Consider the following 14,249-nt stretch of genomic DNA (forward strand, 5'->3'; position numbering starts at 1 on the left):
AACTTCGAAAAACTTAAACGATTTTAAAAAAAAAGCGGTGAAAGCAGCGAAAAATCTCCCATTGCCCCTGCATAGAACGCAAAAATTGAGCAAAGGAGTAGGCTAGACTGCCCATAAGGCGGACCTGTGCAGGGATGCTACCTACCCTAGCCCATTCGCCCCCCTCGCTAATACTCATTCGCGATCAAGATTGGCCAGGGACGGCCAACGCTACAAATGCTCGGAAAATGTAGGGTTGGCCGTCCCTGGCCAATTCAGCTACCCGGGATCGGAAGTAGCCATTTCACGCTCACCTCAAAAACGATTCGCCCTCAATGCGTCGCGGCAGGCGCCAGGCGCTGGACTTTGACCCGGCGCACCCGTTCGGCGTGCACGTCCACCACGGTCACCACGTAGTCGCCCAGCGTCACCGTCTCACCGCGCTTGGGCAGGGTGGCAAAATGCCGCTGCGTCCACACCGCCACCGTCTCCTTCGGCTGCCACTCAAAAGTCCAGCCGGTCTCCGCCTGCAACTCGCGCATCGTCAGCATTCCGCTCACCACGATAAACTGGTCGGTTAACTCGAAAATGGGCCCGTGCTCGATGTCGAATTCGTCACGGATATCGCCAACAATCTCCTCCAAAACGTCCTCAAAACTGACGATACCCGCCGTGTTGCCCTCGTCATCGAGGACCAGCGCCAGGTGGTTACGCGAGGAGCGGAACAATTCGAGCATCGAGTGAATCGGCGTTTTTAAGGTAAAGGTCAGCACCGGGCGCAACAGGGGCTCGAAGGAGGTCTGCGGCCCCAGTTGCTGGATCTGCCAGAGCCATTCGCGGACCAGCAGCACGCCCTCGACCTGATCGAACGAGCCGTCGCGGCAGACGGGGAACCGGCTGTGGCCGCTCATTTGGGCAATGCGCAGGTTTTCATGAATTGGGCGGTCGATCCACAGGGCGACGATCTGCTCGCGCGGGCGCATGATCTGAAAGGCGCGAATCTCGCGCAGGCGCAAAGAGCGGATCATGAGCTTGTTGATCAACGAATCCCCGGGATGCGAATGGTGCGCGTGGCTGAGCACGTATTCGAGTTCCTCCGAGCTAAACGCGCCCTCGCCTTCGCCGGCGGGCCCGAGCCCTGCCCACTTCAGAAACAAGTTGGCGGTGCCATTGAGCGCCCAGATGAACGGGTACAGCAGGTAATAAAACCCCATCAACGGGGCGGCGGTGAATAGGGTAACCGCCTTGGGCCGCTGAATCGCCAAGGACTTCGGCGCGAGTTCGCCAAAAATGATGTGCAAAAACGTGATCACCACGAACGACACGGCAATGGACACCGAGGAGACGGCGGTCGGATCGGTCACCCCAAACGCACCCAACAGAGGGGCGATGCGGTGGGCGATAAACGGTTCTCCCACCCAGCCCAAGCCGAGGCTGGACAACGTGATGCCGAGCTGGGTGGTCGACAGAGCAGCATCGAGTTTATGGGTGGCCGCCAGGGCAAACTTGACCCGCCAGCCGCCCGTTTTGGCCATGGGCTTGAGCTGGCTGGCGCGCACTTTTACCAGCGCGAACTCAGCGGCCACGAAAAACCCGTTCGCCGCCACCAGTAACAGAACGACTAAAATCTCGAGCGTGATGCCGAAAAAAGGATGCATGAAGTGGCCAAAGGGTTGGAGGCAACCCGCCGCGGCGTCGAGAGCAACCTCTCAGGGCCCGGTCCGCAGGAGGTGCCATTTAGAGGCCCAAATCCTGCGCCCCTGAAAAACCATCGAAGTTTTAGCCGCAAGACATAGCGCAGACTTCCTGTCTGCTTATGCGGAAAGCAGGCTAGAAGCCTGCGCTACGTCGAGCCGATTGCAGCTATACCACTATGTGAAATGCTCTAGCGCGGTGGCTTTTCCAGCGTGACCTCACCGGCGCGGAAGCGCTCCGTGCGACCGCTGGGGGTGCGCACCAGAAATGACCCTTCGTCGTCGATTCCGAGCGCGATGCCTGCAACCCGCTGCGTATGCGTCAACACCGCCACAGGCCGGTTGCGCAGCACGTCGTAACAGTTCCACAGGTCCGCAAACGTGGCCTTGTAACTGCCGTCCACAAACCGCTCGTAGGACTGCCGCACGCGGCCAATCAGCGCCGCCGTGAGTTTGTTTAAATCAACCGGCTGGCGGGTGTGTTCGGAAAGCGACACCGCGCGGTCGGCCAACTCCGCCGGCCAGCCTCCGGGCGGCGCCATCACATTGAGCCCCAGCCCGAAAACCAAGTCGCGGATCTGATCGGCGTCGATGCGCGCCTCGGTCAGCATACCACCGGCCTTACGACCATCGAAAAGCAGGTCGTTGGGCCATTTCAGGCCAGGTGAGGTGCGGCAAAAGCTGGCGATCAGGTCGCAGATACTCGCGCCCATCCACAGGGTAAACATCTGCATGCGCGCCGGCTCAAGGCACGGGCGGAAGGCGAAACTCGCGTAGAGGTTGCCGTTCGACTCACTGTGCCAGGGCCGCCCAAAACGACCGCGGCCCTTGGTTTGCCGCTGCGCGATGATCGCAAAAGGTGCCTCTTTGCCGGCCGCCAGTTGGCGCGCGGCCTCGTCGTTGGTGCTATCGATCTCGGCAAGCACCTCCAGCGGGAAAGCGCCCACGCGGTCACGCCGGTAGGACTGAATCAGCGTGGCGCTGAGTCCCTCGGGGCGCGTGAGCAGCCGGTAGCCGCGGGCACGCACCGCTTCAAAGGTGAAGCCCTGCTCGCGCAGTTTTTCCATGTATTGCCACACCGCCACCCGGCTGATGCCCAGCTTCAGCGCCAGCGCACTGCCGGACACAAACGCCGGATCCGCAGCGCTTAACTCGGCGAGTATCACCATCTCGGGCGGAGCTGATGCAGGGGCTTTTTTCATACGCGCCAATCCAGCCCGATATCCACCCACACACTCTGGTGGACGAGCGCGCCAGTGGAGACAAAGTCGAGCCCGAGCCCGGCGAAACGCGGCAGGGTTTTTAAGGTGATGCCGCCGCTCGCCTCGGTGAAGGCGCGGCCGGCGATCAGCGCCACGGCCTTTTTGATTTTAGCCGGCGTAAAGTTGTCCAAGAGGATCACGTCGGCGCCGGCGGCGAGGACCGGGGGAATCTGCGCGAGTTCATCGACCTCGACCTCCACCGCCAGATCAGGGGCGGCCTTTTTGGCCCGGGCGACCGCTGCGGCGAGCCCCTCGGTGGAGCCCAGCAGCGCGAGGTGGTTATCCTTGAGCATCACGCGGTCGAACAGGCCGAGGCGATGGTTCCAGCCACCACCGCAGGCGACCGCGTACTTTTCCAGCATACGGTAGCCGGGCGTGGTTTTGCGGGTATCGAGCAGGCGGGTACGGCCCTCGCCCAAGGCGGCGACGTAGGATTGGGTTTGGGTGGCGACACCGGACAGGCGCTGGAGGAAATTCAGGATAACGCGCTCGGCGGCCAGCAAGGTGCGCGGGTCGCCGGAAAGGGTAGCGATGACCTCGCCCGGGGCGATGGTACGGCCGTCGCGAGCGCACAGTTGCACGGAGGCATTGCCGCCGTAGGCAGAGAGAATGAGAGGGATCAGCGGCAAACCGCAGGCGACCAGTGATTGGCGGGCCACGAGATCAGCCGAGCCCTGGCGGGGAGGCGCGGGCAACGCGGCGGTGGAACGGTCGCCGGTGACAGTGGGTTTTACGCGCAGGCCCAGACCGGCGAGGTCCTCGTCGCGGGCGAGTTCGATGAGTTTACGCAGAGAGGCGAGGTCGAGATCGTCCCAGTTGAGGCGTTTAAGCAAGGTGTCGGCGGGTGCGGGCATCGGATGATTTAACCAATGAGCCAACACCCTCGGGGCAGGCAAGGCAGCAACTGGAGCCGGGGTGGTTTAAATGCAAAGAAGCTCCTGCCACCGGCAGCACCTTGAGCTCACGCTCAAGGCCACAGCCGAACCCCAGCCCACCCCAACCGACCCGCCTTCCCTTTAACACCGTGGCCTTGAGCGTGCGCTCAAGCCTGCGCAAACATCTGAGCGCCTCCCGCGTCCCAAAAAAGAAAAAACGCACCTCGTGAAGCCACCAGCCACCTTGGGCTTGCGGACGCGCCTTCAGCCGCAATTACTCGGCCACGCGGCATGATTCATTCTTTTATTTTCAGCGAAGGTAGACTCGTCGGCCAGGACCTTGAGGTCGAAGCCCTGCGCCTTGTGCGCGCTGACAAGGGCCTGGTTCTCTGGGTCGACTTGGAAAACCCCACCGAGGACGAAATAAAATTGATTCTAACCGACGTCTTTCAATTTCACCCGCTCGCCATCGAGGACTGCGTCACCCCCAGCCCGCTCCCCAAGATCGAGGACTTCGATGACTACCTATTTTTCGTCACCCACGCAGTCGACTTCACCCGCACCGAAAAGTTCAACACCACCGAACTCGACCTGTTCCTGGGCAAAGACTACCTGGTCAGCTTTCACCGCAACCCGTTAAAATCGGTCACCTCGGTCATCGACCGCTGCATCAAAGCCACCGGCATCGTCGCGCGCGGCCCCGACCGGATTGCCCACTTCCTGCTTGATGCCATGGTGGACAACTTCCAGCCGATCATCGACGAGATGCGCGGCGAACTCGAAGAGATCGAGGAAACCGTGCTGTCCAAAAACTCTGACGGCCTCATTCCCGACCTGATGCACGTGCGAGCCGACATCACCTTGCTGCGCCAAATCATCCGCCCGCAGCGCGAACTGGTCACCCGGCTGGCACACGGCGAAAACAAGCTGATACGCGCCCTCATGCAGCCCTACTTCCGCGACCTGCGCGACAACCTCATTCGCATCGAGGAAACCGCCGCCGGTTTCGCCGACCAGTTGCTCATCTCGTTCGACCTGTACCTGAGCAAATCCGACTACGAGGCCAATCAAGGCATCAAAACCCTCACCGCGCTCACCGTGCTGACCCTTCCGGCCACGCTGATCAGCACCTGGTACGGCATGAATTTCGAGCACATGCCCGAGCTCAAGTCCGCCTACGGTTACCCGATCATTGTCGGGCTGACACTCGTCTTGACCGCTTGCACCTGGGCGTGGTGCAAACGCAAACGCTGGATCTAGTACCTCCCGCAATCCACGAGTGCAAAAACCCAAAAGATCAAAGGGCCAAAACGCAAAAAAACGCCTCTCGGCCTCACTTTAAAATGCCCGCCGCCCTGCCCACCTATTGCCCGTCCGCTCCCTCGCTGCCCTGTTGGAATTTGACCGCTTGGGATTTGGGATTTACGGCGCAGCCGTCGTTATGATCACCACGCTCGTTTATCGTGACCACAAACTCACCCCCCTGAGGCCCGGGGTCGAGTCGCTGGCCGCCCTGCGCCAGGAACCCGGGGTTTTGCTCTGGGTCGACCTGAACCAACCCAGTACCGAGGAAGTCACCGCGGTGCTCGAAACCGTGTTCGGCTTTCACCCGTTGACGATCGAAGACTGCGTCGCCGACAGCCCCCTGCCCAAAATCGAGGATTATGGTGATTACCTCTATTTGGTGGCGCATTCCATCGCCTACGAAGCCGGCAACGGCTTCACGACCTCGGAGCTCGATCTCTTTTTGGGGCCCAACTACCTGGTTACCTATCACCGCACGCCGCTCAAAGCCGTGCAGGCCGTCATCGAGCGCCACCAACGCACCCCGTCCACCCCAGTGCGCGGCCCCGACCGCTTCGCCCACGGGCTGCTCGATGGCTTGGTCGAAAGTTGCCAGCCCGCCCTCGCCGCACTGCGTGCCGAAGTGGACAAACTTGAAGAAGGCGTGCTGATCAACATCTCGGCCGAAGAGCTGTTCCCCCAAGTCGTCGCGTTGCGCAAAGACCTCTCGCGCCTGCGACAGTTAATCCGCCCCCAGCGCGAGGTGCTCATGGCCCTGACCCACGGCAAGTCAAAGCTGGTTCGCCCCACCATCGTGCCTTACCTGCGCGACGTCGGCGACGACCTGGTGCGCATTGAAACCCAAGCGGCAACCTGGGCCGAGCAACTGATCCTCTCATTCCGTATTTATTTAAACAAATCGGGCTACGAGGCCAACCAAGGCATCAAGATCATCACCGCGATCACGGCGATGACCATCCCGCCGCTGCTCATCGGCGGGTGGTTCGGCATGAATTTCCGCCACATGCCCGAACTCGCCTCAATCCACGGTTACGCAATCTCGGTGGCACTGATGCTGACGAGCATGGCGGGCATGCTGGTGTTCATGCGCAAGCGGCGCTGGATCTGAGCGCAGAAGCGGCTTCACACTGCCAAAACCGGCCACAAAAAACCCCGAGTTACTTCTAAAAGTAATGCGGGGGAAAAAGAGTGCCCGGGGCCGGAGTCGAACCGGCACGTCCTTGCGAACAAGGGATTTTAAGTCCCTGGTGTCTACCATTCCACCACCCGGGCGGGAAGCAGGCGGGAAGATTGAGCGGGCTCACAGGCGTTGGTCAACGCTTACGCTTCAACTCCCCTAAAATCGCCGCGCGTCCCAATTTCTGGACAGCGACCTGTTCATTTGACGGTTTAACCAACTCGGTACGCGGGTCCGTGGCCCTGAGCGTGCGCTCAGGGTCTGGATGCGCAAGTACAGTGTAATCCCTGAGCTCACGCTCAAGGCCACAGGTCGGGTTCACCCACTTTAGTACTCAAAAAAAAACCGCACCAGGCCCGACGGATGGTCGGGCGCAGTGCGGACAATCGGTTAATACCTGGTCGAACTTTTCGGGTGATGCCGTGCGCTTAAACCTTCTCGACCGGAACCGGCGAGGCCGACTTTTCCGTCTCCTTCACCGCAAAACTGCGGCCGGTTAACTTCTCAATGAGGCTGATGCCAAAGAAGCCGTTCATCATGTCGGCGCCGCCTCCACCCGCACCGCCGCCACCCCCGATTACGAGGTTTTCGGGGATGAGCTTGAGGGTGCCCGTGGCGATTTTTTCGACCACGCGGATCTGGCCAAACACGTCCTGGCCCATCGCCTGAACTTCGAGCCGGTAGGCTTCGGCGGTGGATTGGCCCTTGGCGAGAATGACCTCGGCCTCGGCGTTACCCACCTTAGAGGTCGCTTCGGCTTCGGCCACGGCCGTCACCTTGGTCGCCTCGGCTTGGGCGTTGGCGCGCAGCTTGATCGCCTCAGACTCACCGGTGGCTTGCAGAATGGCCGCAGCCTTGGAGCCCTCGGCCTCCTTCACTTTACCCTCGGCCAAGTTCTTTTGGATTTCCACGTTGCGCTCGGATTCCACCACCTTCGGCTGCATGGCGGCCTGGGCGGTCGCATTTTCGAGGGCGCGGCGCTCGTCCTGCGCCTCTTTCTGCGTGGCGTAGGTTTTTTTCTCCTGCTCGGCGATCTGGCGGTCGGTCACCGTTTTGGTGAGCTCGGGCGGCAGCACCACGTCGGCGATGAGCGTATCCTTGGAATCGATATGGTGAACGCGAAGCACGTTATCGATGTGCATCTTGGCCTTTTCCTGAAGCTGCTTGCGCTCGGTGTACAGGTCGAGGGCCTTGATGTACTGGGCGGCGTTGCGGAAGTGCGAGCTGATGGCCGGCTCAAGCACCTGCGAGATCATGTTTTTCACCGAGCCCAGGTTGGCGATCACCTTGGGCGCGTTTTTCATCGGGATGTGGATGATCACACTCACGTCCATGTTGACGTTAAAGGCGTCTGCTGTGCGCAGGGTGATCGTCTTGAGGCTGGAATCGAGCTCGTGGGCGCTGGAACGGTTGTCGGCCCAGTTGAGCAGAATCTGGGTGGTGGGCACGATATCGACCTTGAGGATCTTGGTGTTGAGCGGGTGTTTGCCGGGCTGGAGCGAGTCGGCCCAGATGCCCTTATAGCCGTTGGCGACGATTTTGGCGTTCACGGCTTCGTCGGTCAGGTCGGCGCCCTCGGCACCGACGTAGCTGGTGACCACGCCGCAGAAGCCGATGTCGACGCGGATCATCGGGGCTTTTTCGACCGAGGCGAACCACGGGTTGATGGCGTAATTGCCGGCGCGCAGCACGGGAATTTGCAGGCCCTTTTGACCGCCGGCGGAAAGGAAGGCGGCGGGATCTTGGAAGTTGTTATGCGTGCCTAGGGGCAGTTCTTCGGCGGCGATCTTCGAGGAGTCGACGATGGGTTTACCCTCCAAGATGGTGACGATGCCGACCTGATCGGCCTCGATGTTGGTCCAGTCGACCACGCTGATGACCTTGAAGAGCGCCGGATTGATGCGGTAACGGCCGGGCATGAGCACGTCGAGTTGGCGGCCCTTTTCGCCACCGTTTTTAATAAACGCCTCGCCGTCGTAAAAGCTGTTATGGCCGTGAACCTTCAAGGCGAGCAGGCGGCCCTCGGGAATGCGGGCGCCATCGGTGGCCTCGACCAAGCCGATCTGGCCGCCCTTGATCTCGGTGATGGGGCGCTTTTCGATGTGAAACAGGATGGTGTTGATGCGGTAAAAACCGGGCGTGAGAAACGAGATCTGCGGGCCCTTTTGGCCACCGTTGTCGATGAAGGCCTGGGCGTCCTGAAAGCTGTCGCAAACGACGGGCGAGCCAAAGTTGCCGCCGGCGCGAGTGACGGGCTGGCCGGCGATGGCCTCGACGTAGCCGACCTCGTTGTCGTCGATCATGATGGCGTCGACGATGGTGATCTCGAAAAGGGCGGGGTTAATCTTGTATTCGCCCTCGGGCAGGATGGCCAGCTGCGGGCCCTTTTCGCCGCCATTGCGCAGGAACGCTTCGCCGTCCTGGAACAGGTCGCAGGCGATGCTTTTCGCCATGTAATTGCCCGAGGGAATGGGCGCGCCGGTGATGGCGCGCACCACGCCGACTTGGTTGGACGGAATCACCAAAAAGCGGTGTTTGCGGGTAAGGTAAAGAAACGGGATGAGGAGGTGAAAGCCGGGCCCGAGCACGCGTGCCTGCACGCCGACCTCGCTGCTTAACGCAACGGTTCGACCATCGGGCATCTGGCGGCCGAACCAGCGGCGCTCCAGCGTGACGATCTCGTCGCCACCAGCGATGGTGATCGAGTTGTAGAGCAGAATGAGCAGCGGAATGGCCAACAGAATGTAGCCGAGGTTTTCTTCGATATAGGTGGGCATGGGAGGGGACGGATGGGAGCTGGACTCAGCGGAAAAGAACGACGCGGGAACATGCACGAGCCGGGCAACCATCGGCAATAGGGTTTTGATGGAGTGGAATTTAACCGGCCGATTCCGCGCAAGAAGCCGGGACCTGCTGAGAATGACATGCCAAGGGCTAGATTGACGCATGCCGGTGATACCGAAGCGATCGGTGCCACGCGGCTGGTGGCCTTGCGCGTGAGCGCAGGGAGGGGGCCCCACCCGTTTCCCTGAGCTCACGCTCAAGGCCACCACCTGAATGCCCCTCATCGTAGCCTTGCGCGTGAGCGCAGGGTGTTTTGCCCCACCCGCATCCCTGAGCTCACGCTCAAGGCCACAAGGACTGTGTTCCCGAAGCGGGTGGCCTTGCGCGTGAGCGCAGGGAGGTGTTAAACTAAAGGCCTCCGCTCGCCCGCTCGAACCCGATTTTACCGCCACTAAGACGCGCTCGAACGCGGCGCGGCATTACCAGTCTTTTCGGACCTTGGCGGCGTGGCCAGCGTTTGACGGACCATCATCTGCGTGACTGCGGCGCGCGGTCGGGTAAAGGCCCAGCACCGCGTCCGCGCTTCCTCGAACACCGTCACCACCGTCTCAACCAAGGGGCAGCCCGCATCAACACACGGCGTCTCGGAAACGGTAACCACCGTGTCGTCACCCAGGCCGAGCGCGGCACGGGCCCAGCGTTTGACTGCGGCGGCCTGTTCGGGGTCAAGCGCCGCCTCCGGCGCACCCAATTCAGGGATAAAGCGGTGCATAGTCAGGCAAGCTCAACGCCACTATATCCATTAGACGAGTGGGTAGTAACATGGATTTCATCGAATCCGACACATCGCCAACAGCAACGCCACACATCGGATTTTTAGCCGCGAAAGATCGCAGAGATCGCATAGAAATACAGTGATTGTTCTTTGCGCTCCTTGCGTTCTTTCGCGGCTAAACTGCCGTGGTTTTATCCGGCACGTTAACTGTTACTGCCTGCTAGGTGCGCCGATCACGCCTCGCACTTGAGCACGTAAACCACGCCCTTTTCGCTGCCGACGGCGAGCAGCGTGTCGTCGGGGGACCAGGATAACTTGGTGGCGGGGGTGGGCATTTTTATGGTGGCGCGCAACGGCTTGGGCCGCTCGGGACTCCAGATTTGCACTACGCCGTCGACGCTCGCCGTCGCCAACAGGCCGTGGGAGTTCTGAAACGCCACCGCGCAGACCTTGGCGTCGTGCGGCAACATCACGGGCTCGCGCCCCTCGGGCCCCCCACCGGTGCAATCCCACAAGCAGGCGTCCTCGCCGCCGCCGGTGGCCAACCAGTGCGATTCACGGTCAAAGGAGAGCTCTTTCACCTTGCTCTCGTAGCCACTCATGTGGAACTCGTCATTCTGCTCGGGCAACCACAGGTGGACGCTCGGATCCTGGTTGCCGGAAACCAGCCAGCGGTTGTCGGGCGACCACACCAAAGCGTGGATACCGTTAGCATAAGCGAATTCCTTTTGGGCGATAAAATCGTCGGCATCCCATAGGCAAACGCCGCCAAAATAGGCTGACGCGAGGCAACCGCCTGCGGGTTGCCAAGCGATCGCGCTCAGGGTTTTGGGCGCGGGGGCGAACGCATGCAGCGTGGAGCCATCGGCGCGCAGCAGCGTGAGCTGACGGCCGGCGGCGACGGCGAGGATAGGCGCAGCGGACGGCAGACCTTCGACATTGGCCGACTGCTTCGAAACGGGCCGCCAAGCGAGGTGCTCAATCCAGGCCCCGCCGACCTCGGCCGAAGCGGTGTGTTGCCCGCTCGCGGCGTCCCAAAATTTGACCTTCGAGTCCTGGCCACCGGTGGCGAGCAGCGGCTGCGAGGGATGCCAGGCGAGGCAATTGGTGCCGTCGTCATGGCCGGGCAAATCGGTGCGTGCTCCCGCGGCGGCGGTGAACAGGGAAACTGGGCCGGAGGAGGCAGCGGCGGCGAGCAGGGAGCCATCGGCGGCCCAAGCGAGGTCGATCACGTAGTCGTCGAGCTGTGCAGCCCAGTGTTTGGTAAGTTGCATGAGATGAACCCAAGTGAGCGCGGCGCGCCCGCACGTGCAAGGACGGAAGCCCCCGGCCCTTGGGTTGCATGAAGCTGCGCCACTTGGGGCGCGAAGGGCCCGGCTCGCTGTTTTTCCGCTTTGCCTCGCTGCCTTTGCCGGTGTGGCATGCAGCCATGTCGAACTACAAAGCCCCGTCGTTTCTCGTCGATTTGCTCCACGCCCGCTCGCCCTCCGGGGCTGAATTCGAGGCCCAAAAGGTGTTCGATCATTACGTCAAACCCGCCGCCTCGACTTATGCCAAAGACGCCATGGGCAATCGTATCGCCACGCTCAATCCCAAGGGCGATCCGGTGCTCATGCTCGCCGGCCACATGGATGAACTCGGCCTCATCATCACCTACGTCAACAAGGACGGTTTTATCTATTTTGACACCATCGGCGGCCACGACCGCACCGTCATTTCCGGTCGCCGGGTGGTTATCCAGACCGCCAATGGCCCGATCAAGGGCGTAACCGGCAAACGGGCCATCCACCTGATGGACGACGCCGACCGCAAGAAGGTCCCCGAGATTCATGAGATCTGGATCGACATCGGGGCGCGCTCCAAAAAAGAGGCGCTGGAACGCGTCGAGATCGGCGACACGGTGACCTACGACCACGAGTTCGAACTGATCCATGGCAGCGTTGGAACCGCCCGCGCCTTTGACAACAAGGTGGGCGCCTACGTCGTCGGCGAGACGCTCATTCGCCTCGCTGCGGCCAAGAAAAAACTGGCCGCTAAACTGGTTGCCGTGGCAACCGCGCAGGAGGAAATCGGCACGCGTGGGGCCATCACGGCAGCCTATGCGGTTAACCCGCACATCGCGCTCGCCGTCGATGTCGGCCATGCGACCGACCACCCCGATTGTGACCCGCGCAAGTTTGGTGAGACCAAACTCGGTGGCGGCCCGATCATCTGCCGTGGACCCAACATCAACCCGCTGGTTTACGAGCGCTTGGTGAAGGCCGCCAAAAAACTCAAAATCCCCTATCAACTCGAGGCCGACCCGCGCCCCACCGGAACCGATGCGCGCGCGATCCAGGTTGGCCGCTCCGGCATCGCCACGGGTTTGGTGAGCATCCCGCTGCGCTACATGCACACGCCGAGCGAAGTCGTGGACCTCGAAGACGTGGAGCGCACGGTGCAATTGTTCGTCGAGTTCGCCCTTGAGTTGAAAGCCGGCGAGTACCTGCACTGGTAATGCGCCGTGGCAAAGTGACCGCTACGGCGGCGGCCACTTGGGGAGAGAGGAAGTGACACCCCACCTGTGCCGTGCGCCCAAAGGCTCGAGAACCTTTTGCGATTAGGTGGGCTCCTCCGGATGGCTTCGTGCTTTCCGATTTACGGCCTAGCACTCTCCCACCCGTTCCGGATCCCGTATTTTATCAAAGGCAAAGAGCAGTTATTGAAAGCACCTCGAACACTGCAGGGTGTCACGGCCCAACGTAGGAGCCACCACCGCTCCGTCAATGGCCATCCCCGGTGCCCCGCCGAAAGCCCATAGGCCTTCGATCTTGTGTCATTTTGTGGTTTTTGTGGCCAATGGCGACGAGCCGATTAACGCAGGATCTAACCTGTTTTTAACTCAAAGATCGCCAATCCACGCAGTGCAGAGCCATCCACCTCGCCCCCAACAACGGAGGGTGGCCGCAAAGAGGCACAAACGGCGCAAAAAACGGAGTGCCCCCTTTTTGCGACTTATGCGATTTTTTGCGGCTAAATCCCCCGTTTTTTAACTCCCGGGGTGGGATTGGGCGGGTTGGTTTTGTGTCATCTCGTGTTTTTTGTGGCCAATGGGTTGGGGGCTACCCACCGATAACGTCGAAGAACCCGCAGGAGGCTCTGAACATTAAGGTGGCTGCGGCGTTCGCCTTTTTCCTTACTCGGTGCACCCCACACCGCCGCAGCCGTTTAAAACTCGATGCTACCGCCCCCTACCCCGCCCGATCCCATCGGCCATGCCCTGCTAGCCGAGCGCCTCGCCGCCCTGCCCCACGTGCTGGCCGCCATGATCAGGCGCGGCCCCGCGCCGTTGCGCCCGGCCACCCGCGCCTCCCGGCGCTTCATCATCACCGGCACCGGCAGCTCGGAAGCGCATGCGCGTTACCTGACGATGCTGCTTAACCTCCACACCGACCGCGCCGCCGCTTACCTACCGCTTTCGGGTTTCACCCTGGCCGAGCCGGCCTGCTTCGCGGGCGCAACCCTGGTGGTATTTTCCCAGGGCGTTTCACCCAACGCCCAAATCGCGCTGCGACGCCGGGGGGATTTCGCCCATTGCGTACTGTTCACCGCCACCACGCCCTCCGCCGCACGCGCGGCCGGAAAACCCGACCGCGCCGCACTGCTCCAGTCCATCCTAGATGCAGGCGGCGAAATCATCGAATTCCCCCTGGCCGAGGAATACACCACCTTGATCCGCTTTGTCGGCCCCATGGCCGGCTACCTGGCCGCCCTCCAATTCGCCGCAACCCTCGACGGCAGCCGCCTGCAACTGCCCACTCTGGGCGAAATTCTTCCCCTGCTGGAGGAACGCCCGCCGACGGAGCTGCTGACGGCGATGAAGCGCTTGCCCAGCGCGTTCTCGGCCGGCTTTAACTTGGTCACCGCCGCGCCCATCTCTGATTACGCCCAAAACCTGGCCTGCAAGTTTATGGAAGGCGTGTACTGGCCGTGCCCGCCGATCAGCGATTTTTTGCAATTTGCCCACGGCCCCTTTCAGGAAATGAACGCGCACCCCAAGCCGGTGGTCATCCTGCAAGGCGGCGCGGCGGTTGAGTCCGAGATGGTCGAACGCAGCGTGCGCATGCTGCGCGAAGTGGGGCTGCACGCGTTTGTGATCCGCGTGGAGGGCGCGGCGTTGCACTCCATTTTCGGTTTTGAAGCGGCGCTCAATGCCCTGGTTTTCGAGGTGATGGTCCACCTGCGCGTGGACCAAATCAACTGGCCCGGCAAAGGCCGCGACGACCTGCTCTACGGCTTCTGCCCCGATCTGGCGCAGCCTAACCCCTGAGCCGCCCCAAGGACAAAACCCGGCGTTACCTTCGCCACTTGCCTCACTTGGAGAAACCCACGAACCTCCGCATCCACTTGTTTTAACTA

The 14,249-nt window shown here is 61.5% G+C and carries 10 protein-coding genes, 1 tRNA gene and 1 other RNA gene; 4 read left to right on the top strand and 8 right to left on the bottom strand.

Features of this window, described 5'->3' with window-relative positions; genetic code table 11:
- Positions 1 to 311: 311 nt before the first annotated feature.
- The 3 genes from H2170_04065 to nadC all read right to left on the bottom strand — a co-directional run bounded on the left by H2170_04065 (position 312) and on the right by nadC (position 3,789).
- Positions 312 to 1,637 (bottom strand): HlyC/CorC family transporter, encoded by a 1,326-nt coding sequence (locus H2170_04065; protein ID MCS6299262.1) that lies wholly within the window; start codon positions 1,635 to 1,637, stop codon positions 312 to 314.
- Between the two features lie 227 nt (positions 1,638 to 1,864).
- Positions 1,865 to 2,875, bottom strand: a complete 1,011-nt coding sequence (locus tag H2170_04070; GenBank protein MCS6299263.1) for a biotin--[acetyl-CoA-carboxylase] ligase — start codon at positions 2,873 to 2,875, stop codon at positions 1,865 to 1,867.
- Positions 2,872 to 3,789: a carboxylating nicotinate-nucleotide diphosphorylase gene (gene nadC, locus H2170_04075; protein MCS6299264.1), complete on the bottom strand. Its 918-nt coding sequence runs from the start codon at positions 3,787 to 3,789 to the stop codon at positions 2,872 to 2,874. Before nadC ends, H2170_04070 begins: the two co-directional genes overlap by 4 nt.
- Positions 3,790 to 4,101: 312 nt before the next feature.
- Between nadC and corA the strand changes: the two genes are divergently transcribed.
- Positions 4,102 to 5,070 carry a magnesium/cobalt transporter CorA gene (gene corA / locus H2170_04080; protein MCS6299265.1) on the top strand — a complete coding sequence of 323 codons (969 nt, stop codon included), beginning with the start codon at positions 4,102 to 4,104 and terminating at the stop codon, positions 5,068 to 5,070.
- Positions 5,071 to 5,251: 181 nt separating this feature from the next.
- Positions 5,252 to 6,223 carry a magnesium transporter CorA family protein gene (locus H2170_04085; protein MCS6299266.1) on the top strand — a complete coding sequence of 324 codons (972 nt, stop codon included), beginning with the start codon at positions 5,252 to 5,254 and terminating at the stop codon, positions 6,221 to 6,223.
- Between the two features lie 81 nt (positions 6,224 to 6,304).
- Here H2170_04085 and H2170_04090 read toward each other — a convergent pair.
- From H2170_04090 to H2170_04105, 4 genes are all read right to left on the bottom strand, one after another.
- Positions 6,305 to 6,387, bottom strand: a tRNA-Leu gene (locus tag H2170_04090).
- 333 nt (positions 6,388 to 6,720) lie between these two features.
- Positions 6,721 to 9,069 carry a flotillin family protein gene (locus H2170_04095; protein MCS6299267.1) on the bottom strand — a complete coding sequence of 783 codons (2,349 nt, stop codon included), beginning with the start codon at positions 9,067 to 9,069 and terminating at the stop codon, positions 6,721 to 6,723.
- Between the two features lie 458 nt (positions 9,070 to 9,527).
- Entirely contained in the window at positions 9,528 to 9,848 is a 321-nt protein-coding gene (locus H2170_04100) for a hypothetical protein (protein MCS6299268.1), read from the bottom strand.
- A 236-nt stretch (positions 9,849 to 10,084) separates the two neighbouring features.
- Positions 10,085 to 11,125 carry a WD40 repeat domain-containing protein gene (locus H2170_04105; protein MCS6299269.1) on the bottom strand — a complete coding sequence of 347 codons (1,041 nt, stop codon included), beginning with the start codon at positions 11,123 to 11,125 and terminating at the stop codon, positions 10,085 to 10,087.
- Positions 11,126 to 11,280: 155 nt separating this feature from the next.
- Between H2170_04105 and H2170_04110 the strand changes: the two genes are divergently transcribed.
- Positions 11,281 to 12,348 carry a M20/M25/M40 family metallo-hydrolase gene (locus H2170_04110; GenBank protein MCS6299270.1) on the top strand — a complete coding sequence of 356 codons (1,068 nt, stop codon included), beginning with the start codon at positions 11,281 to 11,283 and terminating at the stop codon, positions 12,346 to 12,348.
- A gap of 53 nt (positions 12,349 to 12,401) precedes the next feature.
- On the opposite strand, the gene ssrS is transcribed toward H2170_04110, so the two are convergent.
- A non-coding RNA gene (gene ssrS / locus H2170_04115) (6S RNA) lies at positions 12,402 to 12,582 on the bottom strand.
- 486 nt (positions 12,583 to 13,068) lie between these two features.
- Between ssrS and H2170_04120 the strand changes: the two genes are divergently transcribed.
- On the top strand, positions 13,069 to 14,160 hold the full coding sequence (locus tag H2170_04120; GenBank protein MCS6299271.1) for a creatininase: 1,092 nt from the start codon (positions 13,069 to 13,071) through the stop codon (positions 14,158 to 14,160).
- The last annotated feature ends 89 nt before the right edge of the window (positions 14,161 to 14,249 follow it).

It is taken from the genome of Opitutus sp. (genome assembly GCA_024998815.1).
In the GTDB taxonomy this organism is placed as follows: Bacteria; Verrucomicrobiota; Verrucomicrobiia; order Opitutales; family Opitutaceae; genus Rariglobus.